Raw genomic sequence first — 26,566 nt, forward strand, 5'->3', positions numbered from 1 at the left:
TCTGTGGCATGTGCATAGGTGACGAGCGGGTAGGAAGAGTTCTGTAATGGTCGGTGTGGTCCGAAACGAGCGAGCGGCACGGTACGGCCGTGCTCTAGCGGTGATGTGCGCATGACTCGCCCGGCGCGCGTACGCCCGACCAGAACCAGGCGCGCTCGCGTCACCACCCTGCCGCAGCTGATGGCCACCGCGGTGGAGGCCGATCCGGCAGGCGTCGCGATCGCCTTCGCCGACGCCACGACGACACTCGCCGAGCTGACCTACGCCGAGCTCGACGACCGCTCCACCCGGCTGGCGCGATTGCTGATCGAGCGTGGGATCGGCCCCGAGGACCTGGTGGCGGTCGGCATACCGCGATCGGTGGAGTCGGTGGTAGCGGTGTGGGCGGTCGCCAAGAGCGGCGCCGGGTTCGTTCCCGTCGATCCGAATTATCCGGCCGACCGGGTCGCGCATATGGTGTCGGATTCCCGTGCGGTGCTCGGCTTGACGGTCGCGCCGGTGCGCGGCGAACTACCGGATCTCCTCGACTGGCTGGAGATCGACAGCGCGGAACTCGAGAGCCGGCTGGCGGCCTATCCGGCCGATCCGGTGACGAACGCGGATCGGGTGCGCCAGCTGCGCGCCGAGCACCCGGCTTACGCGATCTACACCTCCGGCTCGACGGGCATGCCGAAGGGCGTTGTCGTCACCCAGGCCGGGCTTTCGAGCTTCTGCGACGAGCAGCGCGAACGTTATGGCGTGACCACGTCCGCTCGGACGCTGCATTTCGCCTCACCGTCCTTCGACGCGTCGGTGCTGGAACTGTTACTGGCGCTGGGTGGTTCGGCGGCGATGGTGGTGGTGTCGCCGACGGTGTATGGCGGCGCAGAGCTGGCCGCCCTGCTGCGCGCGCAGCGGGTGACACACGCGTTCATCACGCCCGCGGCACTCGCCTCCCTCGACCCCGATGGCCTCGACGACCTGCGGGTCGTGGTGGCTGGTGGCGAGGCTTGCCCACCGGAGCTGGTGCGGCGCTGGGTGATTCCGATTTCCGGTGGCACCAGGCAGTTCTTCGATGGGTACGGGCCGACCGAGACCACGATCATGACCAATATCTCCGCGCCGATGGTGCCGGGGGAGCCGGTGACGATCGGGGGCGCGATCCGCGCGATTACCGAACACGTGCTCGACGAGCGGTTGGCGCCGGTGCCGGACCGGGTTGTCGGTGAACTGTATATATCCGGTGCGCAGCTGGCCCGCGGGTATCACGACCGGCCGGGACTGACCGCCGCCCGGTTCGTAGCCGATCCGTTCGGTGCGCCGGGTGCCCGGCTCTACCGCACCGGTGACCTGGTGCGCTGGACCGCGAACCAGGAGCTGGAATACCTGGGACGCAATGACTTCCAGGTGAAGATTCGCGGGTTCCGTATCGAACTCGGCGAGATCGACGCGGTGCTCGCCGGAGCCGAGAGCGTCGACTTCGCGGCCACTATCGGTCACGAACTCGACAGCGGCGCGACGATTCTTGTGTCGTACGTGCACGCGGCGAATGGGGGGTCCGCCGATCCGGCCGAGCTGACGATGCTGGCCGAACGCAGTCTGCCCGCGCACATGGTGCCGACCACCATCATGGTGCTCGACGAGATTCCGTTGACTCCGGTGGGCAAACTGGATCGGCGCGCACTGCCCGCTCCGCAGTTGCGTACCAAGACGTTTCGCGCACCATTGGGGCGGTTGGAGATCCTGGTCGCCGACACCTTCGCCGCCGTGCTCGCCCTGGATGCCGCCGTCGGTGCGGAGGATGACTTCTTCGAACTCGGCGGCAACTCGCTGATCGCCACCCAGCTGATGGCGCGCCTGGGCGCGGCGCTGGACACGCGGCTGCCCGCGCGATTGCTGTTCGAGACCTCGACGGTCGCGGGACTGGCCGCCGCTGTCGAGCAGCACGCGGGCGGCGGGCGCAAGGCGCTGGTCGCCGGTCCGCGGCCGCAGCGTGTTCCGCTGTCGCTCGCGCAGCAGCGAATGTGGTTCCTCAATCGGTTCGACTCGGCGTCGGCGGCCTACAACATCCCCATCGCGGTGCGGTTGTCCGGCGCGTTGGATGTGGACGCGCTACGTGGCGCGATCGCGGATCTTGTCACACGCCACGAGGTGTTGCGCACCGTCTACCCGCAGACCGGCGATGGTCCGGTACAGCTGATCCTGCCGCCGGAACAGGGGATCGTGGACCCCGTGGTGCGGACCGTCGGGCCCGAGCAGCTCCAGGCCGCGGTGCTGGAATTGATGTCGACCACTTTCGATGTCACCGCGGAGGTGCCGGTTCGGATCGCTCTGTTCGCGGTCGAAGCCGAGGGGACACCGAGCGAATACGTGCTCGCCATGGTGGTGCACCACATCGCCGGTGACGGAACGTCGATGGGGCCGTTGACTCGTGACCTGATGACCGCCTATGCGGCGCGAACGGCCGGTGCCGACCCCGGATGGGCGCCACTGCCGGTGCAGTACGCGGACTACAGCATCTGGCAGCGGGAGTTGCTCGGCAGCGAAGACGATCCGAAGTCGTTGGCGGCCGAGCAGGTCGACTACTGGACCTCGGCGCTGGCGGGTCTGCCCGACCAATTGGAGCTGCCTGCGGATCGGCCGCGCCCGGCGATGCAGTCGTTCGCGGGCGCCACGGTCGACGTGCGCATCGACGCCGAAACTCACCGTGCCCTGGTCGAATTGGGGCGCGAGCATGGCGCGACGCTGTTCATGGTCGTGAATGCCGCACTAGCGGTACTGCTTTCGCGGTTGTCGGGTACCGAGGACATTGCCATCGGCACGCCGATGGCCGGTCGCGGTGAGGCGGTCCTCGACGATTTGATCGGCATGTTCGTCAATACCCTGGTCTTCCGCACCCAGGTGGATACGGGGGCCGCGTTCACCGATGTGCTCGGTCGCCAGCGCGAGACGGCGATCCAGGCGTTCGCGCACGCCGACGTGCCGTTCGAGCGTCTGGTGGAGGTGCTCAACCCGGTGCGTTCCACCGCTCGGCACCCGCTGTTCCAGATCGGGCTTTCCTTCCAGAATCTGGCGCAGGCCACTCTGGAGCTACCCGGCCTGACGGTATCGGGCGTCGATTTCGATACCGCGGTATCGCAATTCGACCTGCACTGGATCATCACCGACACCTATGACGTGGCAGGCGCGCCGGCCGGGATGGGCGGCGCTGTTACCTACGCGACCGACCTGTTCGACGAGGCGACCGTGCTCGGCTTCGTGGAGCGGTTCCAGCGACTGCTCGCGGCCGTCATCGCCACCCCGCGGCTGGCCGTCGGTGACATCGAATTGCTCGACGTCGATGAGCGAAGCGAGTTGGTGAACCGTCGCAATGCCACCGTGCACAGGGTTGACCCGAACGCGACTCTGGTGTCGATTCTGGACGCGACTGTCACCGCGACGCCGGGCGCCATCGCGCTGGTCGGGCCCGACGGCTATCCATTGACCTATGGCGATCTCGATGCCAGGGTGAATCGCCTTGCCCGGCATCTGATTTCGCTTGGGGTGGGCCCTGAGCAGCGGGTAGTGCTCGCGCTGCGGCGTTCGGTGGATCTGGTGATCGCGATGTACGCGGTGGCCAGGGCGGGGGGCGCGTATGTGCCGCTGGATCCGGATCAGCCCGCCGAGCGGGCCGCTTACATTCTCGAAACCGCGCGCCCGGTGTGTGTGCTGACCGACGCCGACACCGGATTCGAATCCGATGCCGCCGTGGTGGTTCGGGTCGACGAGCTCGATCCGGCAGATGTCGACGCCGCGCCGATCACCGACGCCGACCGGGTAGCGCCACTGTGCCCCGCGCACACCGCGTACGTGATCTTCACCTCCGGTTCGACCGGACGACCCAAGGGGGTCGCCGTCCCGCACGGCGCGATCGCGAACCAGTTGCTCTGGAAGGCAACCGAATTCGGTCTCGGGCCCGGCGACGGGGTGCTGCTGAAGACGGCGGCGACCTTCGACCTTTCGGTATGGGAATTCTGGTCTGCGGTGGTCTGCGGCGGCAGGCTGGTGGTCGCCACCCCGGACGGGCATCGCGACCCGGCTTACCTGAATGACCTGATGGCGCGCGAATCGATCACCACCCTGCATGTGGTGCCTTCGATGCTCGACGCGCTGCTGACCGGCCGTCTGCCCTTCACACTGCGGCGGGTGCTCGCGATCGGCGAGGCGCTGCCCGGCGCGCTCGCGCAACGCTTCCTGCGCACCTATCCGGTGAAGGAACTGTTCAATCTCTATGGTCCGACCGAGGCGGCGGTGTCGATCACCAGCCATCGGGTGACCGACGCCGATACCGTGTCGGTGCCGATCGGGCTGCCCGAGTGGAACAGCCAGGTCTATGTGCTGGATGCGCGGCTGCGCCCGGTTCCGGCAGGAGTGTCCGGCGAGCTGTACCTCGCGGGTGCGCAACTTGCGCGCGGCTACTTCGGCCGACCGGATCTGAGCGCGGACCGGTTCGTGGCCAACCCCTTCGGCTCCGGCAGCCGGATGTATCGCACCGGCGACCTCGCGGCCTGGAACGCCGCCGGTGAGCTGGAGTATCAGGGCCGCACCGACTTCCAGGTGAAGGTCCGTGGCTTCCGAATCGAGCTCGGCGAGATCGAGGCCGCGCTCGCGGCGCTGCCCGTACTCGCCGGGTCCGCCGTAATCGCGAAGTCCGACACCAAGACCGGAGATCGTCTGGTGGCCTACCTGGTACCCGCCGATCGCGAGGCCGGTGTCGAGGTGGCCGAGGTCAAGGCCGCGCTGAGCACCGCGCTGCCGTCCTACATGGTCCCCGACGCGTTCGTGGTCCTGGAGGCGTTGCCGCTGAATGCGAACGGCAAGCTGGACCGAAAGGCGTTGCCGGAGCCCGAGTCGACGGCGGGTGTCTATCGGGCGCCGGTCACCGAGTGGGAAACACTGGTTTGTCAGGCGTTCGGTGAGGTGCTCGGTATCGAACGAATCGGCTTGGACGACAACTTCTTCGCGCTCGGTGGCAACTCGCTGATCGCGACAAAGCTGGCCGCGCGACTGGGTTCGGCACTGGCCCAACAGGTTCCGGTTATGCTGTTGTTCACCGGACCCACCCCGGCGGAACTGCTCGCCCAGTTGGAGGCACGCGGAGTAGGCAGGCTAGATGCGGGCGCCGCGTTCGATGTGATGCTGCCATTGCGACGATCCGGTACGGCCGAGCCGCTGTTCTGTATCCATCCGATCGGCGGCATCGCCTGGTCGTTCGCCGGTCTTGCCGCCCACCTCGACCAGGACCGGCCGATCTACGGACTGCAATCGCCGGTGCTCGGTTCCGATGAGGCGCTGCCGGATTCGATCGAGGACTGGGCGCGCCGCTACGTCAAGGAGGTCCGCGCGGTGCAGCCGGAGGGGCCGTATCACCTGCTCGGCTGGTCGCTGGGCGGTGTGCTCGCGCACGCCATGGCGGTGCAGTTGCAGAGCGAGGGCCAGCAGGTCGCTCTGCTCGCGATGATGGACAGCCAGTTGGTCGCGACGACGGGCCAGGCTGCGGCCGTGCCGATCGCCGAACTGCTCGGCGGATTGCTCGGCGGCCAGGCGACCGATCTCAGTCTTGGCGCGGATGTCGAGGTGACCCAACTCGCGCAACGACTGGCGGAGTTGCCCGAGCCGTTCGCGTCGTTCGGCGCCGAGCGGATCGCGCGGGTGCTGGAGTCCGGCATTCGCTCGGCGTCATTCATCGGTGAATACCGTGCCAAGCCGTTCGTCGGCGATGTCGTGTACTTCACCGCGGCCCACGATGATCCGACCGGCAGCGCCGGTGCCAGGACATGGAGCGACGCGGTATCGGGTGCTGTGCACAACTATCCGGTGCGGACCACACACTGGCGAATGACCACCGATGCCGCGCTGACCCAGATCGGCTCCGTGCTGAATTCGGTCTCGCACCGATCGGCCGGCTAGCTCGGACATGGACGATCGAGTCTGAACCATTGATAAGTCACAATGTCCGTCGTTGTGGCGCACCGGGCTCGCCGCTGAGGGAGAATCAAACCTACCGGGGCGTACACCACGTGCACACACTCGATGAACGTGACAGAAGCCGCGGGAGCGGTTTTGCAACAACCGAACAGCCTCGAACCGATGTGTGGAGCGAACACTGGCGATCGCGACCACACGTCTACACTCGTCGGCGTTACCCGGGTATCGGCCCTGGATAACGTCCTCGGGGCGGGGTTTGGAGATAGTTCGGCCGCGCGGGCCAGCTTGACGCGAGAGGTGAATGCACTCGAATGGATACTGCTCGACGTGCTGGTCGTAGTAGCCGACGACGTCGGTCCGGGGCACCGCTTCTCGGGCAACTGCTGACGGCCGCGGTCGAGTCCGCCGCGGATTCGGTGGCGATCCGGTCCGATCCGACCGGTGATCCGGCCGATCGGCGCGAGCTGACCTACCGGGAGCTGGACGAGGCGTCCTCGCGACTCGCGCGCGAATTGATCGATCGCGGTGCCGGACCCGGCGATCTGATCGCCATCGCGATCACCCGATCGGTCGAATCGGTGCTCGCGGTGTGGGCCGTCGCGAAGACCGGCGCCGCCTACGTGCCGGTCGATCCGGCCTATCCGACCGACCGCATCGCGCATATCCTGTCCGACTCCAAAGCCCTTTTCGGTCTGACCGCCCGGGCACATCGACCCGGCCTCGGAACCTCGGTCTACTGGATCGAACTCGACGATCCGGTGGTCGCCGACCGCTTCGCCGTCCGGCCCGGCCACCCGATTTCCTACACCGATCGCGTCCGGCCGTTGCTCGATTCGCATCCCGCCTATGTCATCTACACCTCGGGTTCGACCGGGCTGCCCAAGGGCGTCGTGGTCACCCACACCGGCCTGTTCGGCATGGTCGCCACGCAATGCGAGCGGTATGGCATAACAGGCGAATCCCGACTGACGCACCTGAGTTCACCGAGCTTCGATTTCTCGGTGATGGAGATGCTGTTCGCGTTCTCCACGGGCGCCACGCTGGTGATCGTGCCGCCGCAGGTGTTCGGCGGCGCGGAGTTGGCCGATCTGGTGCGCCGTGAACGGATCACCCATCTGTTGATCACCCCGGGGGCGCTGGAGTCGGTCGAGACCGCGGATCTGGATGAGTTGCGGGCCATCGTGCTCGGCGGCGACCGGTCCAGCCCCGAACTCGTTACGCGCTGGGCCACCGATGATCGTGCCGTGTTCAATGCCTACGGCCCGACCGAGGCCACGGTCATGGTCACCACTGCCGGGCCGATACGTTCGGACGAACCAGTGACGATCGGTGCGGCGATCACCGGTGTCGGCGCGTTTGTGCTGGATTCGCGTCTGCGGCCGGTGCCCGCGGGAGTGGTCGGCGAGCTGTATGTATCCGGTGCGGCGCTGGCACAGGGCTATTTGCGCCGACCCGGCCTGAGCGCGGAGCGGTTCGTCGCCAGTCCGTTCGGTGCGGACACCGGGCATCCGGGTGCCCGGCTGTACCGCACCGGCGACCTGGTGCGGCGGCGCGAATCCGATGGCGTCTTCGAATATTTGGGCCGCTCCGATTTCCAGGTGAAGATTCGCGGGTTGCGGGTCGAACTCGGTGAGATCGATAGCGCGCTCACTGCGCACACCGCTATTGATTTCGCCGCGACGCTGGGGAGAACGCTGCCGTCGGGGGCGATGACGCTGGTCTCCTATGTGCTGCCGCATGCCGGGCATACCGTCGACCCCGCCGAGCTCACCGCATTCGCCGGAAAATCGTTGCCCGCGTACATGGTTCCCGCCACCGTCATCGTGCTCGATGAGATTCCGCTGACCCCGGTGGGCAAGCTCGATCGTGCGGCCCTGCCCGACCCCGTGTTCGTCGCCAAGCGGTTTCGCGCCCCGGCCACCCGCGTCGAACAGGTCGTCGCCGACGTTTTCGCGACGCTGCTGCTGGCTCCCGATACCGTGGACGGCGTCGGTACCGATGACGATTTCTTCGAACTCGGCGGCAATTCGCTGCTCGCCGCGCAGGCCGCGGCCCGTATCGGCAACGCACTCGACACCCGCGTGCCGGTGCAATTGCTGTTCGAGGCAGCCACGGTGTCGGCACTGGCCGCGCGGGTGACGCGGCTGGCGGATACGGCCGCGGGTCCGGCACTCGGCACGCGTCCACGTCCCGAACGTATTCCGCTGTCGTACGCGCAGCAACGAATGTGGTTCCGCAACCGCTTCGACCCATCCTCTCCGGTCGACAACATTCCCGTCGTGGTGCGGCTGGCGGGGCGCCTCGATGTCGACGCGCTGCGCGCGGCGGTGCGTGATGTGGTGCAGCGGCACGAGTCGCTGCGCACCATCTATCCCGACTCCGACGGTGAGGGCTTCCAGGTGGTGCTGCCCGTCGATGATCCTCGGGCCGTCCCGGAACTCACGACGCGGGCGGTGGCCGAGGTCGATCTACCGCACTTCGTCACCGCGGCCATGGTCGGCGGTTTCGATGTGACGGCGGCGCCGCCGGTGCGGCTACTGCTGTTGCAGGCAGGCGAATTCGAGCATGTGCTGGTCTGCGTCGTCCACCACATCGCCGGCGACGGCTTCTCGATGGCCCCGCTGACCAGGGACCTGATGTCGGCGTACGCGAGCAGGTCCGAGGGCGGGCGGCCGCAATGGTCGCCGCTGACGGTGCAGTACGTCGACTACACCCTCTGGCAGCGCGAGACACTCGGCGGCGAGGACGACGCCGATTCGACGCTCACCGCGCAGATCGCCTTTTGGCGCGACGAATTGGCTGCTCTCCCCGGACAATTGGATCTCCCAGTAGACCGGCCGCGCCCGGTTGTCGCGGGCCACGATGGCGACACCATCGCTTTCGATATCGACGCCGAATTGCACCGTTGCCTGCGTGACATTGCGCGACAACACAATTCGACGCTGTTCATGGTGGTGCACGCCGCACTCGCGGTGCTGCTGGCGCGCCTGTCGGGCACCAGGGATATCGCGATCGGTACCCCGGTCGCGGGCCGTGGCGAGGCCGCGCTCGACGACCTGATCGGCATGTTCGTCAATACCCTGGTGTTGCGCACCGACATCGACCCCGCCCGCAGCTTCGATCAGTTGCTGCGCGAGGTGCGCCGGATCGACATAAATGCCTTCGGCCACGCCGACGTGCCGTTCGAGCGGTTGGTCGAACTGCTCGATCCGGCCCGTTCCACGGCGCACCATCCATTGTTCCAGGTGATGCTGATCTTCCAGAACCTCGCGAGGCCCGAGCTGGAATTGCCCGGCCTCACCGCATCGGGCATGGATATGACGATCCCGCTCGCGAAGTTCGACCTGCAACTGGAAGTGGTCGAGGACCTCGGCGCCGATGGTGCCGCGCACGGTATTTCGGCCGTGTTCACTTACGCGACCGACCTTTTCGACGCGGCCACCGTGCAGGATTTCGCGGACCGGTTCCGCCGGATCCTGGCCGCAGTCGGCGCCGATTCCGCCACGGCGACCGGCGATATCGACGTGTTCGTGCCGGGGGAGCGCGAACTGGTGCTGCGCGAATGGAATACCCCGGGCGTCCCGGTTCCCGAGGTGACGCTGGTCGACCTCATCGCGACCCAGGTCAGGCAGCGGCCCGACGCCGTCGCCGTGCGGTTCGGCGATATCTCGCTCACCTTCGGTGCGTTACAGCGCCGAGCCAACCGGGTGGCGCGGGCTCTGATCGCGCGCGGTGCCGGACCGGAATCGCTGGTGGCCGTCGCCGTCGCGCGGACCGAGGATCTGCCGGTGGCCCTGCTCGCCGTGCTGACGACCGGCGCGGCCTACCTGCCCATCGACACCTCCTATCCGGCGCGACGACTGGAGTTCATGCTCGCGGACGCGGATCCGGTCTGTGTGCTGAGCACCTCCGGTGAGCGAGGCGCGGTGCCCTCCGGTGAAATTCCGGTCGTGCTGCTGGAGGAGGTCGGAAACTTCGCCGACGACCGTGTCACCGATGTCCACCGGGTCACCCCACTGCGTCCCGACAACCTGGCCTACGTCATCTACACCTCGGGTTCGACCGGCACGCCGAAGGGCGTCGGCGTCGCGCATCGCAATGTGCTGGAGTTGTTCGCCAATACCCAGCTGCTTTTCGAATTCGATGAGTCCGATGTGTGGACGCTGTTCCATTCTGTCGCGTTCGACTTCTCGGTCTGGGAGCTGTGGTGCGCGCTGGCCAACGGCGGCACCGTGGTCATGGTCGATCACCTCACCTCTCGTTCGCCGGAACTATTGCGCAAGTTGCTGATTCGAGAACGGGTAACCGTGCTCAATCAGACGCCCTCGGCGTTCTATCAACTCGCCGAGACCGATCGCGCGACGCACGGCACGGATCGGGGCGCACTGGCGCTGCGATATGTGGTGTTCGGCGGCGAGGCATTGGATCTGCGCAGGCTGCGACCGTGGTACGAGCGGCACGCGACGAATGCGCCGTGGCTGGTGAACATGTACGGCATCACCGAAACCACGGTGCACGTGTCGTTCCTGTCGCTCGACGAGCACCTGATCGACAATCCGGCCAGCGTGATCGGTCGCGCTCTGCCCGGTCTCGACGCCTATGTGCTCGACACTCGGCTACATCCGGCACCGGTCGGGGTGGTCGGGGAAATCAATGTCGCCGGTGCCCAACTCACCCGTGGCTACCTCGGCAGGCCCGGGCTCACCGCGACCCGATTCGTGGCGAACCCGTTCGGTGCGCCGGGATCCCGGATGTACCGCAGCGGCGATATCGGCCGATGGGTCGGATTCGGCGGCGCGGCAAGCCTCGAGTACGCGGGACGCGGCGACCGGCAGGTCCAGTTGCGTGGCTTCCGCATCGAACTCGGTGAGATCGAATCCGTGCTACTGCGTGGCACCGGGGTCAGCCAGGCGGCGGTGGTGGTCCGCTCCGGCGAACACGCCGGCGACCGGCTCATCGGATATGTCGTGCCGGCCGATGACGCCGCGACACAACTCGACCCGATCGAGCTGCGCGCCCGGATCGCCGAATTCCTGGCCGGGTACATGGTTCCCGATGCGATCGTTATCCTGGACGCGCTACCGCTCACCGCCAACGGCAAACTCGACCGAAAAGCGCTGCCCGCACCGGAATTCGTCAGCGACACGACCTACCGTGTGCCGGGATCGCCGATCGAACAGGCCGTCGCGGACGTGTTCACCGACCTGCTCGACGTCGCCGAGGTCGGCCTGGACGACGATTTCTTCGCCCTCGGCGGCAATTCGCTGCTCGCGACCAAGGCCATTGCCCGCATCAACGAAGCCTTGCACTCGAATGTCGTGGTGCGAGAGTTGTTCGAGGCCAGCACTGTCGGCGCGCTCGCGGCCCGAGTCCTTCCGGGTGCGGCGGCCGGGGCAAGTGCGCGCCCGCCGTTGCGACGGATGAACCGGCCCGAGCGGGTGCCGCTGTCGCTGGCCCAGCAGCGGATGTGGGTGCTCAACCGCCTCGACCCGGACTCGCTCGCCTACAACATTCCGATGGCGATCCGGCTCACCGGCGCGCTGGACGTCTCCGCGCTGCGCTACGCCATCGCCGATGTCCTGGAGCGGCACGAATCGCTGCGCACCCGCTATCCGACCGATGGCCCTGGCGGGCTGCCCTATCACGAGATCCTGTCTGCCGAGGAAGTGCTGCCCGGCGGCCTGGCGGTCGAGACCACCGCCGAACCGGTCGCGCGGCTGACCGACATGATGTCCACCGGATTCGATGTGACAGCACAGGTTCCGATCCGCGCGCTGCTGCTGGATGTCACCGCGGCGATGCGCCGCCCCGACGCCGCGCAGGTGCATCTGCTTGTGCTGGTTGTGCACCATATCGCCGCCGACGGGGCCTCGATGGCCCCACTCTCACGCGACCTGGTGACCGCGTATCTCGCTCGGATCCAGGGGAATTCGCCGTCCTGGCTGCCGCTGGAAGTGCAGTACTCGGATTTCGCGATCTGGCAGCGCAAGGTGACCGGTTCCGAGGACGACGAGAATTCCATCGCGGCAAGACAGTTGACGTTTTGGCGCGAGCAGCTAGCTGGATCCGCAGGGCCGCTGGAACTTCCGCTGGATCGGCCACGGCCGCACACGCCTTCGATGCTGGGCGCGTCGACCTGGATCAGCGTGCCCGCCGAGGTGCACGAGGGTCTGGTTCGTATTGCGCGAGAACATCATGCGACATTGTTCATGGTCGTGCACGCGGCGCTGGCCGCCTTGCTCGCCCGGTTGTCGGGCAGCTCGGATATCGCGGTCGGTACCCCGTTCGCGGGACGCGGCGAACGTGCGCTCGACGATCTGGTCGGCATGTTCGTCAACTCGCTCACCCTGCGTACCGCCGTGAGCTCCGCGACCGGCTTCGCCGAGCTGGTCGATCGAGTCAGGGAGACCGACCTTTCGGCATTCGCCAACGCGGACATTCCCTTCGAGCGGGTGGTGGAGGAGACGGTCGTCGCGCGCGATGCCGCACACCATCCCTTATTCCAGGTGGCGTTGTCCTTCGAGGACGCCGAGCCGCCGACCCTGGAGCTGCCCGGGCTGTCGGTGACCAGGCTCGACGGTGGCACGGTCACCGCGAAGTTCGATTTGCAGGTGATCGTCGAACCGCGTCACGGCGCCGATGGATCACTTGGGGAGATCGTCGCGGTATTCACCTATGCGACAGACATTTTCGACGAGGCGACCATCCAGGGATTCGGGCGTCGTTTCGAGCGCATCCTCGCGGCCGTCGCCGCGGATCCGCGGATCGCGGTGGGGGATATCGACATTCTCGACACCGAGGAACGCGATAGGGTGCACGTCGCGTTGCCCGCGAAAGTCGAGGCGAGCACCGGGGCGTCGACCGCGCGGATCGCGCTCCCCCAACTATTCGCGGTCGCGGTGGAAACCGACCCCACCGGACCCGCGGTGGTGTCCGGCGAGACCGAGGTGTCCTATCAGGAACTCGACGCTCGCTCCTCGCGGCTGGCGCGGGTGCTGATCGGGCACGGCTGCGGACCCGGTACCGGTGTCGCAGTGCGGCTCGATCGCGGTATCGATGCGGTGACCACTGTTTGGGCGGTACTGAAGTCGGGTGCCGCACTGGTCTCGGTACCAGCGACCGACTCGGCGGTGCCGCGCGAACCGGCCATCAAGGTCGGCATCGGCGCCGCGAGCGAGCTCGCCCGCACTGCGCCGACGGCCGGCATCGAATGGCTGGTGCTGGACGATCCCGCCATAGCCGCCGAAATCGGCCTGCAGTCACCGAAACCGGTGACCTATACGACCCGGACCCGAATCCTGCGCGGCGATGACCCGGCGCTGGTCCTCGGCACGACCGGCAGCACCCTGACCTACGACGAATTGGCGGCCGCGGCCGATCGTCTGATGACCGGTGCCCGAATCACCTTCGAATCCCGGACCTTCCGCTACGGCCGCCCGGATGCGCTGGCCGCGCTGCTCGAAGTGGTGGTCGCCGGTGCGACCGGCGCCTCGGTGGTGGTCGCGCCCGGTACCGGAGACGCCGCGTTGCCGTCGATGCTGGCCGGGGAATGGGTCACCCACCTGTTCACCGACGCCGCCGGTCTCGCCGCGACTGATCTCACTGACCCGGCTGACCTGCTGGTGGTCCTGCTGGACGACGGTGCCGCCATGCCCGCCGATACCACCATCGAGGTGCTTGCCCTACCCGATCTACTGCACTAGCCGGTTGCTTGGTCTTCGCGGTGTCGGCGCGGGCATCGGAGGGAAGTTCATCCGATGCCCGCATTCGGCAGTCGCAATTTCGGTACGCGACCCCATAATGTAGGCGGTCCCCGTTCCAGCGGTGTCGTGTTCGTCGAGAGTTCACGCCGGGTGCGCTACCGGTAACGATTGCCGGGCACCCCCACGATGCTCAGGTAGGCGCTGGAAGGGGGAGCACGTCAGGGTCAATAGGTAGGGTGAGCTGCTCATGTTTCGCGTGGTCGGGCAAGGTTGGCACGAGGTGCGGGCAGCGGTGCTCGCGTGACGCGCACCGCGCGGCAGCGCCCGACCAGGATTCGTAGGGCGCGAACCACCACATTGCCGCAATTGATCGCCGCAGCCGTCGAGGCGAATCCCGCGGGTGCCGCAGTCGTATTCGCCGACGCGACCACCCGGTTGCTCGCGCTGAGTTACGCCGAACTCGATGAGCGATCCAACCGGGTGGCACGGTTGCTGATCGAGCGCGGTATCGGTCCGGACGATCTGGTCGCGGTGGCCATACCGCGGTCGGTGCACTCGGTGCTCGCGGTCTGGGCGGTCGCGAAGACCGGTGCCGGATTCGTTCCGGTGGATCCGAATTATCCGGCCGACCGAGTCGCGCACATGATCGCCGATTCGGGCGTCGGCGTCGGCCTGACCATCGCCGCGGCAGGCGACAACCTGCCGGGCGCGACCGAATGGTTGGTCATGGACACCGCCGACAGCGCGCAACTGCTGGAGGAATACTCGGCGGAGCCGATCAGCTACCTCGATCGGGTGCGGCATTTGTATGCCGAGCACCCTGCCTACGTCATCTACACCTCCGGATCGACCGGCAAGCCGAAGGGCGTTGTCGTCACCCACGCGGGGCTCGCGCGTTTCTGCGACGAACAGCGGGCGCGTTACGGCGTGACCCGCGCCTCGCGCACCTTGCATTTCGCGTCGCCGTCCTTCGACGCTTCCGTGCTGGAGATGCTGCTCGCACTGGGCGGCGCGGCGACGATGGTTGTGGTCGCGCCGACGGTGTACGGCGGCGCGGAACTGGCCACCGTATTGCGCAGGGAGGCAGTGACACACGCTTTCGTGACCCCGGCCGCGCTGGCGTCGGTGGAGCCGATCGAGCTCGACGAGCTCGCGGTGGTGATTGTCGGCGGTGATGTCTGCCCGCAGGAGCTGGTGCGCCGCTGGGTTTCGCCGATCGCCGATGGCCGGATGCGCGGATTCTTCAATGCCTACGGCCCCACCGAGGCCACCATCGCGACCAATATCAGCGCGCCGTTGGAGCCCGGCGTACCGGTGACGATCGGCGCGCCGATTCGAGGGCTAACCGCGTATGTGCTCAACGATCGGTTGCTGCCGGTGCCCGATCGGGTGGCCGGTGAGTTGTACGTGTCCGGCGACCAACTGGCGCGCGGCTACCACGAGCAACCCGCGCTCACCGCCGCCCGCTTCGTCGCGAATCCGTTCGATCCGGACCACCCCAGGCTCTACCGCACCGGTGACCTCGTGCGCCGGACGGAATCGGGTGAGCTGGAATACCTGGGTCGCAATGATTCTCAGCTGAAGATTCGTGGTTTCCGCATCGAGCTCGGCGAGATCGACGCGGTGCTCGCCGCGCACCCGGGTGTCGACATCGCGGTCTCCATCGGCCATGAGCTCGACAGTGGCGCGACGGTCGTGGCGTCCTACGTGCATGCCGCGAACGGAATGCCGGTGGATATCGCGGCATTGACCGAGCTGGCCGAGCAGAGCCTGCCTGCTCACATGGTGCCCTCGGCCATCGTCGCGCTCGACGCGGTCCCATTGACGCCGACCGGCAAGCTGGACCGGGCGGCGTTACCCGCACCCGTGTTGGCGGCGAAGGCGTTTCGCGCGCCATCGACGCCCGTCGAGGAGATCGTCGCGGGCACCTTCGGCGATGTGCTCGGCGTAGCTCGAATCGGCCTGGACGACGATTTCTTCGCCCTCGGCGGGAATTCCCTGCTCGCTACCCAGGTGACCGCGCGGTTGGATGCCGCACTGGAGACCGGGCTCGCGGTGCGTGATCTTTTCGAGGCGCCGACGGTCGGTGCGCTGGCGGTGGTCGTCGAACACAAGGCGGGTTCCGGGCGTGCGAGGCCGCCGCTGGTCGCGGGCGAGCGTCCCGAATGGCTACCGCTCTCGCTTGCCCAGCAACGGTATTGGTTCCTCAATCAGTTCGATACGACCGCCTCGGCGGTCGATAACATTCCGTTCGCGGTTCGGTTGTCGGGTGCGCTGGATGTGGCGGCACTCGGTGCGGCGATCGGGGATGTGCTCGCCCGCCACGAGGTGCTGCGCACCACCTATCCGAGCATCGATGGTCGCCCGCGCCAGCTGATCCACCCGGTACCGCCGGCACCGTTCGACCTGCGGGTCCTCGACCTGGACGAAGCCGATCTCGTATCGGAGCTCATCGCCTTCGCGCTGAGGACCTTCGACGTGACCATCGAGGTTCCGATCGCCAACGCACTGCTTCGGCTCGCTCCCGACGAGCACGTGGTGGCGTTCGTCGTGCACCACGTCGCCGCGGACGGCGCGTCGATGGCGCCATTGGCGCGCGATCTCATGACCGCTTACGCCGCGCGCGTGGCCGGGCAGGCGCCGAACTGGGTTCCGCTGTCGGTGCAGTACGCCGATTACGCGCTGTGGGAGCGTGCGGTGCTCGGCGACGAGAACGACCCGCAATCGCTTGCCGCCCAGCAGATCGCGTACTGGCAGGCCACCCTCGCCGGATTGCCGGACCAGCTGGAACTGCCGACTGATCGGCACCGTCCGCACACACAGTCCTTCCGGGGCAAGTCGATTCGCTTCGAGATCTCCGCCGACCGGCACGCACGGCTACAACAGCTGGCGCGCGCCGAGCACGCCTCGCTGTTCATGGTCGTGCACGCGGCGCTGGCGGTGCTGTTGGCCCGGATGTCGGGGACCGAGGACATCGCGGTCGGCACCCCGATCGCGGGTCGTGGCGAACGTGAACTCGATGACCTGATCGGCATGTTCGTCAACACCCTGGTGTTCCGCACGAAGGTTGCCGCCGGGCAACGATTCTCGGACCTGCTCCGCGAGGTGCGGGAGCGGGATCTGGAGGCGTTCGCCAACGCCGATGTGCCGTTCGAGCGGATCGTCGAGGCGCTCAACCCGGCGCGTTCCACGGCCCGCAATCCGCTGTTCCAGGTGGGCCTTTCATTCCTGAACCTGGCCGAGACCACCTTCGAGCTGCCCGGCCTCTCGATCGCCGGGGTGGAATTCGATACGCGGCTGGCTAAAACGGATCTGCACCTTTCCCTGAACGACCGATACGCCGATGACGGCATGCCCGCGGAGATCGTCGCCGAATTCGGTTACGCCACTGACTTGTTCGATGAGTCGACGGTGCGCGGATTCGTCGATCGGTTCGTGCGGGTGCTCGACGCGGTGATCGCCGACGCCGCCGTGCCGGTCAGCGAGATCGATTTGCTCGCGCCGCAGGAGAGTGCCCGGATTCTCGGTGCGTGGAATGACACGGCGTATGAGGTTGATTCGGCGGCGACGTTGGTGTCGATGTTTGATGCGACGGTTGCGGCGGCGCCGAAGGCTGCGGCGTTGTTGTCTGATGAGGTTGTCGGTGAGCGTGTGGAGCTCACTTATGGTGAGCTTGATGCGCGGGTGAATCGTTTGGCGCGTTTCCTGATCGAGCGTGGTGTTGCGCCGGAGGATCGGGTGGCGTTGGCGATCCGGCGTTCCATCGATCTTGTGGTCGCTATGTACGCGGTCGCGAAGTCGGGTGCGGCGTATGTGCCGATCGACCCGGATCAACCTGCCGATCGTGTCGAATACATTCTCGATACTGCGGCACCGGTGTGTGTGTTGACCACAGGTCGTGACGGATTCAGCGCGGCGGGGTTCGACACTGTGGTGATCGATGAGTTGGATTTGTCGGCTTGTTCGAGCGTGCCGGTGTCGGCGGGTGAGCGTAATGGTGTGTTGAGCGCGGCGAATACCGCGTATGTGATTTTCACTTCGGGTTCGACTGGTCAACCGAAGGGTGTCGCGGTCTCGCACGGCGCGATTGTCAACCAGTTGCAGTGGAAGACCGCGGAGTTCGGTCTCAACGCTGGTGACGCGGTGTTGTTGAAGACCGCGGCGACGTTCGATTTGTCGGTGTGGGAGTTTTGGTCGGCGGCGGTGTCGGGTGGTCGGCTTGTTATCGCGGCGCCGGAGGGGCATCGTGATCCGGCTTACCTGAATGAGTTGATGGCTGATGAGTGGGTGACCACTTTGCATGTGGTGCCGTCGATGCTGGACGCGCTACTCGGTGATGGGTTGCCTGATTCGTTGTGGCGGGTGCTGGCTATTGGTGAGGCACTGCCTGCTGGTGTGGCTCAGCGGATGCGGGAGGCGTATCCGCGTGTCGAGTTGTTCAATCTTTATGGTCCGACCGAGGCTGCGGTTTCGATCACCAGTCATCGTGTTACCGCCGCTGATGTGGTGTCGGTGCCGATCGGTGTGCCGGAGTGGAATAGTCGTGTGTACGTGTTGGATTCGCGGTTGCGTCCGGTTCCGGTGGGTGTGTCGGGTGAGTTGTATCTTGCGGGTGCGCAGTTGGCGCGTGGGTATTTCGGTCGTGCGGATTTGTCGGCGGATCGGTTTGTTGCGTGTCCGTTCGGGTCGGGTGTGCGGATGTATCGCACGGGTGATGTGGTGGCGTGGAATGGCTTGGGTGAGTTGGAGTATCGGGGTCGTACCGATTTCCAGGTGAAGATTCGTGGTTTCCGTATCGAGCTCGGCGAGATCGAATCCGCGATCCTGCGGCAGCCCGCCGTCACCTCGGCGGCGGTGCTCGCCCAGAGCGATCCGCGTCTCGGTGACCGTCTGGTCGCCTACCTGGTCCCGGTCGAGTCCGGGACCGGCGTAGATGTGGTCGCGGTGAAGTCCGCGCTTTCGGCCGTGCTGCCGTCCTATATGGTGCCCGGCGCGTTCGTTGTGCTGGACCGATTGCCGCTGACCGTCAACGGCAAGCTCGACCGGAAAGCGTTGCCGGAGCCGGAGTTCGAAACGCAGGCGTTCCGTCGGCCATCGACCCCGATCGAGGAAATCGTGGCGTCGGTATTCGCCGACGTACTCAACGTCGAGCTGGTCGGCGCTGACGACGATTTCTTCGCCATGGGCGGCAACTCGCTGCTGGCAAGCAGGGTCGCGGCGCGGATAGGTGCGGCACTGTCCACCCGGGTGCAGGTTCGCGCGCTGTTCGAGGCCCCGACGGTGACGGGATTGGCCGCCGAGATCGAGCGGAACGCCGGCTCGGGCGGACACACGGCCCCGACCGCGCAGCCGCGTCCCGATCGAATTCCGCTCTCGCCCGCACAACTTCGCATGTGGTTCCTCAACCAGTTCGACACCGCATCGGCCGCGTACAACATTCCGGTGGCCATCCGCCTGTCCGGCGATCTGGATATCGCCGCGCTACAGCGGGCCGTCGAGGACATGGTCGCTCGGCATGAGGTATTGCGGACCATTTACCCGCAGACGACCGACGGTCCGGTACAGCGGATACTCGAGCCGCACGAGGTACGCGTCGATCTGGCACCGACGGCGATCGCGGAAGACGCGGTGGCCGAGCAGGTTCAGCGGATCGTGTCCGCCGGATTCGATGTGAGTCAGGAAGTCGCGTTCCGTACCGAGTTGTTGCGGCTCGGCGACCGCGAGCACGTCCTGGTCTTCGTCGCGCACCACGTCGGTGCCGACGGCTGGTCGATGGGACCGCTGGTGCGCGACGTAATGCTCGCCTACACCGCCCGCCTCGACGACGTGGCCCCCGCGTGGGCTCCGCTGCCCGTGCAATACGCGGACTACACCCTCTGGCAGCGCGAGCGGCTCGGCACCGAATCCGAAGCCGACAGCCTCATTTCAGCGCAGGCCGGGTACTGGCGCAATGAACTGGCCGGTCTGCCCGACCGGCTCGACCTACCCACCGACCGGTCGCGCCCCGCCGTGCCTTCCTTCGCGGGCGGGCGCACCGAATTCGCGATCGACGCGCAGGTCTATGCCGGATTGGCGCAGGTAGCACGCGACCACCAGGCGACCATGTTCATGGTCGTGCATGCCGCGCTCGCGGTATTGCTGGCCCGGATGTCGGGTACCGACGACATAGCCATAGGCACTGCGGTGGCGGGTCGTGGCGAGGCCGAACTCGACGACCTGATCGGCATGTTCGTCAACACCCTGGTGCTGCGTACCCGGGTGCCCGGCGAACTCACCTTCGCCGAACTACTCGCGCGCACAAAGGATTCCGATCTGCGGGCCTTCGCGCACGCGGACCTGCCGTTCGAGCGGCTCGTCGAAATGCTCAACCCGCGGCGTTCGACCGCGCGACACCCGCTGTTCCAGGTGGCGCTTTCGTTGCTGAACCTGCCCGAGCGCAGCTTCGAACTGCCCGGGTTACGGGTCGATACCGTCGAGTTCGACAACACGATCGCGCCATACGACCTGTCGTTGACCATCTGGGCGGCGGGCGAATCCACCGACGATATTGGCATGCGCGGCGAATTCACCTTCGCCCGTGATCTTTTCGACGATGCCACGGTGCGGGTATTCGCCCGCCGATTCGCTCGGCTGCTTGCCGCTATCGCCACGCGCCCCGGCACTCCCGTCGGTGACCTTCCACTGCTCGACCCGGCCGAATACACGCTGCTCACCCGCGGTCACCGCGATCAGCTCACCACGACCGAGTTGCTGCCCGACCTGTTGACCCGCGCGGTCGGTGACAACCCAGATGCCGTTGCCGTTCGCGACGCGGGCCGGTCGATCAGCTACCGGGAACTCGACGAATACTCCTCGCGGCTGGCGCGCGTGCTGATCGGACGCGGTATCGGCCCGGAAAACACTGTCGCGCTGGCCTTCCCGCGCAGCTATCGGATGGTCGCCATGGTCTGGGCGGTGGCCAAGGCCGGTGGCGCGCACGTGCCGATCGACCCGAATTACCCATTGGACCGGATACGGCACATGGTGGCCGATTCGGGTGCGGTCGCGGGTATTACCGACGGCGCGTATGTCGAGCAGCTGCCCGGCAGCGGGTGGCTGGTGCTCGACAATCCCGCCGTGGAGGCCGCACTCGGCAACTATTCGCCGCAACCGGTGACCGATCGTGACCGGGTGGCGCCGCTGCGTGCACAGCATCCGGCGTACATGATCTTCACCTCAGGGTCGACGGGGATACCCAAGGGCGTCACAGTCACCCACGCCGGACTGGCGGGGCTGGTCGAGGAATCGACCGAGTTGTTCGGGGTGCGGGCGCAGCACCGATTCCTGCATCTGTGCTCGCCGAGTTTCGACCCGTCGGTGCTGGAATGGTTGTGCGCCTTCAGCACTGGCGCGACGCTGGTGATCGCCGGCCCGTCCGTGCTCGGAGGTACCGACCTCGCGGAACTATTGCGCGCCGAGCGGGTCACGCACGCGATTTTCACACCCGCCGTGCTCGGCACTGTCGACCCGGCCGGGCTGTCGGATCTCGAATTTCTTTGTGTCGGTGGCGATGTGACCACGCCAGACCTGATGGCCAAGTGGCAGCCGGGTCGCCGGTATGTCAACGGCTATGGGCCGACCGAGGCGTCCGTCGCGGTCTCGTATGGTGACCTGAATCCGCTGCGGCGCATCACAATCGGTAGGCCGGTGCGTGGCATGACACTGCTGGTGCTGGATTCCCGGCTGAACCCGGTGTCCCCTGGCGTGGCAGGCGAGTTGTACCTGGCCGGTGCCGGGCTTGCGCGCGGCTATCACAACTGCGCCGGACTGACCGCGGACCGTTTCGTCGCTGACCCGTGGGGCGGGGACGGCGCGCGAATGTACCGGACCGGCGATGTGGTGCGCTGGTACTGCGCCGACCCCGACCGGGACACCGATGATACGGCGCGCGAACAGGATTGGGAGCTGGAGTGGATCGGTCGCTCGGACTTCCAGGTGAAGATCCGTGGCTTCCGTATCGAACTCGGCGAGATCGACGCCGTGCTTGCCGATTACGACGACGTCGAGTTCGCGGTCACCATCGGTCGCGAAACCACCACCGGCGAGACGATGCTGGCCGCCTACGTGCTGCCGACGCCGGGGCGGGTCGTCGATCCGGCCGCGCTCACCGAATTCGCGGGCGACATACTGCCCGCACACATGGTGCCCGCGGCGATCGTGGTGCTCGACGAGCTCCCGCTGACCCCGGTCGGCAAGCTCGACCGCGCGGCATTGCCGGAGCCCGAACGCCTGTCACAGCAATACCTGGCGCCAGCGACTCCAATGGAAGAGCTGGTCGCGCGAGTATTCACCGAGGTACTCGGTATCGAGCGAGTCGGTGCGGACGAGGACTTCTTCACCCTCGGCGGCAGCTCACTGGTCGCTACCCGCGCCGTCGGCCTGCTGCGTGCGGAGACCGGCGCTCAGGTACGTGTGCAATGGTTCTTCACCGACCCAACCGTCGCGGGCCTAGCCCGCCGAATCAGCGTCGAGCAATCTGTTATCGCGGAATCTGGGGTGGCCGAGTCCGATGTCATCGAGCCTCGCGGCACCGAACCCGATGCCGTGGCGCGCGATGATGCGAACGCTGCTCTTGGCGTGCTGCTGCCGATTCGGTCGGCGGGTGCCGCAGCGGCCTTGTTCTGCATCCATCCGATGGCCGGACTGTCCTGGTGCTACAGCGGTCTCGCGCCATCGATGCCCGTCGATCGTCCGTTGTTCGGGTTGCAATCGCCCGCATTGTCCGAGCCAGACTACTGGCCGGATTCATTCGACTCGATGGTTCGCCGCTACGTCGCGGAAATCCGCGCGGCACAACCGGAGGGGCCATACAGTCTGCTCGGCTGGTCGCTCGGCGGCGCGCTCGCACACGCCATCGCGGTCGAACTGCAAACCGAGGGTGCCGAAGTCGCGCTGCTCGTGCTCCTCGACGGCCGCAGCGACGGCGATATCGCCGATTTCCGTACCGAGGTCCGAGCCGCCTTCGCGCAATTCGGCGTCGATGCTTTCGCCGGCGACGACGACATCCGGTATCTGGACGACGCCGCATTGGCGGCCCTGCACGCCGCCATCCCATCCGAGCTCGCCGTCCTCACCCCCCAACGCGTGCGCCAGATCTACGGCGCCGCGGTCCACTCCGTAGAACTCGCGCTCGCCCACCAGCACAAGATCTTCCGGGGCACCATGGACTACTTCACCGCCGCGGGCCACGAATCCGAACCCGCCGCCTGGCAGCCCTACGTGACCGGCGCGGTCACCACCCACCCGACAGCCGCGACCCACGAACAACTCACGTCTCCCGAAGCTCTGGCAGACATCGGCCCCCGCCTCACCACCCTCCTCAACCGCCCCGCCGAACCAACACCACCTCGACTCCCCGCAACTGCGCAACCGCCGGAAACCCCGCAAAGCTCAGTGGTGTCGGGCATCGAGCCATCGTCGACGATAACCGCCGCCCGCGCCATACCAGCGGATGCGGCTAGCGAGTCACACGAGTCACCCGCGTCGCAATCGCCTGGAGCCCAACATAGTTCGACAGCACTGGACACGGAGTCTTCAACGGAATCCGCTGTTGCCCACGACGCGATGTCGACGCCCGAGAATGCCACGGAGCCAGACGAGCCCGTCGCACCGGATTCGCTGGGCGCCCCCGCGAGTTCGTTGGCATCGGACCCAGCGGCCTGCTCGGGTGCCGCTCGAGGGGCGGTGCATGAGCGTGCGATCGGGCCAAGGGAGCCCATCGCACCCGAGCCGTACCCCGTACTGGAACCGTATGGAGCCCACCGACGTTCGGATGTCTCGGACACAGAGGCTTCATCAGAAACCGCTGTCACTCGAGACCCGGTCCCGCCGACCGAAGCGACCGCCGCAGGTTCCTCCGCGAACTCAGCCGCCCGGCATGGGATTCCGATAGGCGAGTCCGAAGAACGCAATGCGCCTGCGTCGGAATCGCCTGGAGCCCACCGACGTTCGCTTGCATCGGATACCGCCATAGCGGCCACTGCTACTGACGGCGCGGTGTCGGCGCCTGATACGCCGGTCGAGGCGGGCGGGTTACTCGAGCCAGGATCGCGTGGACATTCGCAACGCCCGATCGTGTCGGAGATCGAGAGTTCCAAGATCGAGAATTCCTCGGATGCGGGTGTCGTCCGGGGCGCCGTGCCCGAGTCGGATGGGCGCCACGCGTCCGAGCGAGTTTCTGCGTCGGAATCGGCTGGTGTGCATCGGCGTTCGCCGGTGTCGGATGCCTCCTCGAAGACCACCACCGCTGAGGGAGCGGCGCCTGATCCGGCTATCGAGCCAGAAGAGTACTTCGCGCCGGAATCGACCCTGACGTCGGAAACGCTTGGAGTCGCCCGGGGGGCGGTGGACTCGGATATCGAGAGCTCCTCGGCGGCGGTTGTTGCCGAGCGGGCCGCGGCTACGTTCGAGGCGGGGGAGTCTCTTGCGTCGGTGTTGGCGCTCGAGCCGGAATCGGCTGTAGCGGATCAGGTTTCGTTGGTGTCGGATGTCGAGGTTGCCTCGAGGTCGGCTGTTGTTCGGGGTGCGAGATCGGTGCCAGGGTCGACTGTCGGGTCGGACGAGTCCCGCACGTCGGAATCGCTGGCGGGGGCTGCTGAGCCGGAACTCGGCGCTTCCGCGCGGACGGCTGCCGCTGCTGCCGTGCGGGTAGGGCCAGAGATAGCCGCCGAACCCGGCGAGGTCGTGGCTCCGGAGATGGCGGTGTCCGCGCGGGAAGTCGCTGCGGCCGAAGCGGTCGTCGAGCCGGACGTGCGCGTGACGTTGGATTCGCCGGATGAGACAGCTGCGGGATCCGAAGGTGTAGTGGTGTCGGATGTTCGAGGATCGTCCGAAATGGCCGCTGGTCGCGAAGACCCGGTCGGGCTGGGCGCGCGGGTCACGGGGCTGGGTGACCTCGCGACCGCGTCGGAGAAGGTTGCTGCCGTGGACGCTGCGGTTATGTCTGAGGCGCCGGCTGACCCGGCCGAAGAATCGACAGCGGCTCCGGTGGTCGCTCCCGCATCCGCCGAGATCACATCGCCGAAGATGCGGTCAGCGTTCGAGATCGTCGCAAGGCTGGAAGCCCAGGTCGCCGCGGAGGTCGAAGCAGCACGGTTGGCTGATGAGGCTGAGGCAGCACGGTTGGCTGACGAAGCTCGAGACGCGCGGCTAGCCGAGGCTGCGGCGCGGTTGGCCGAGGCGGCAGAGGCCGTGCGGTTGGCCGATGAGGCCCAGTGGCGGGCGGAGGTTGCGCGACAGGCGGAAGCCGCGCGTCTGGCGGAGGAGGCGGAAGCTGCCCGGCAGATGGAAGCTGCCCAGCAAGCCGAAGCCGCGCGGGAAGCCAGGGCGGCCCGGCAAGCGGCGGCACTTCGGGAAGCGGTGCTCGTGACCACGCGCGATGTCGATGACATATCCGGTGTGCTCCCACTGATTCCGAATGCCGGGCGACTGCTGGACATCGGTGTCGAGGTGCGGGCGATCGTGATCGATGTTCCGGCAGGCACCACACCCGATGCCGTACAGTCCGCCGTCGATACCGTGCTCGAACAGCACCCCATGCTGTGGGTACGGCTGCGTCAGGGCGATTCCGTCACGGGCACACCGATATTCGAGGTCCCGGCCGCCGAAGAACGTTTCGACGAGGCGTTCCTGCGGCTGGATCGGGCGGGCGCCGAGACCGCGATTCCGTTTGATGATGTCGTGCGCGAGGTGGCCACCGAACTCGATCCCGCGCGAGGCCGCAATATCCGGTTCGTGCTCGTCACCGGACGGGCGGCCGCAACGCTGATCGTGGTGGCCAATGGCCTGGTCGTCGACGACAGTTCCTGGCGCACCATCATCGACAAGCTGGCCGTGGCCTGGTCGCGCGGTAGGCACGCAACCGCCGCCGTGCCGGAATCGGGGCTGCGAGCTCTGCTGAGCGCGCTGTCGCGGCGGACCGAGGGTTCGGCCGCCTTCGACGAAATCATGTGGTGGCAGGACATTTTGAGCACCGTCCCCGCCACCCTCAATGTCGCGGGCGGAACGAATCCGCGTGCCAGGCGCCGGGTTTCGCTCACCATCACCACCGAGGGCACCGCGGCGGTCGCCGCCGCGGCGGCGGCCCATGAGGCCGGCATCGACGAGGTCTTGCTCACCGCGGCGGCTCTCACCCTGATTACCGCCGCAGGGGAAACCGTCACCCGCACTATCGGCCCGGTGGTCCGGCTGGCCGCCGATGCCAGATCGCTCATCACGACCGACGCCATCGTCGGCGGGTTCACCACCGACTTTCCGCTGCCATTGCGTCTCGACGGTGTGGATATCGCGGATGCCCTGGTCGGCGGACCCGCCGCGGGCATCGCGATCGAGCAGATCAGGGAACTGCGCCGGGCGGCGCCCGCGCGTGGCGTCGGCTATGGCGTGCTGCGCTACCTCAACCGCGATACCGCGAGCCGGCTGCGGGCGCTGCCCAAGGGCCGGTTCGCGCTGCGCTATCGAGATTTGCGCCCGGCCAAGGTGCACACCGACGCACCAGTCGGCGACCTGCTCTTGGAGGTGATGGCCGACGCGACCCCCGAAGGCATGCTGGTCCGCTTCGACTACGCCTCGGATGTGTTCGGCGGCGACGAGGTCAAGACCTTCGCCGAGCACTGGATCCGCGCGCTCGGTGGCCTCGCCGAGCACGGCCAGCGGTTGGTCGGTGGCTGATCCGGCGGCACCGAGCACGAATCACAGCGGGTCGAGATAATCGATTTCGGCCAGCTCAGGCATGATGGTGCAACGTTGTGGTAACGATGCCCGCTGTCGTCGCGACAACATAAACCGTAGGGTCGGCGTGGTGCCGAGGTGCGGATGCCCGGCGGCCATGGAAGAGCCCACCCGTTATTCCGATACGAAGTGAAGGTGTGAAATTGATC

General features: G+C 66.9%; 2 protein-coding genes and 1 pseudogene. All 3 read left to right on the forward strand.

Features of this window, described 5'->3' with window-relative positions:
- The first annotated feature begins 105 nt into the window (after positions 1-105).
- Complete coding sequence (locus LKE06_RS10675; protein ID WP_372477321.1) at positions 106-5,928, forward strand: non-ribosomal peptide synthetase; 5,823 nt, start codon at positions 106-108, stop codon at positions 5,926-5,928.
- Positions 5,929-6,257: 329 nt separating this feature from the next.
- Entirely contained in the window at positions 6,258-13,649 is a 7,392-nt protein-coding gene (locus LKE06_RS10680; protein ID WP_227998433.1) for a non-ribosomal peptide synthetase, read from the forward strand.
- Between the two features lie 300 nt (positions 13,650-13,949).
- Positions 13,950-26,357, forward strand: a pseudogene (locus LKE06_RS10685) (amino acid adenylation domain-containing protein); the annotation flags it as partial.
- Positions 26,358-26,566 lie beyond the last annotated feature (209 nt).

This window comes from Nocardia australiensis (assembly GCF_020733705.1).
GTDB classification, from domain to species: Bacteria; Actinomycetota; Actinomycetes; order Mycobacteriales; family Mycobacteriaceae; genus Nocardia; species Nocardia australiensis.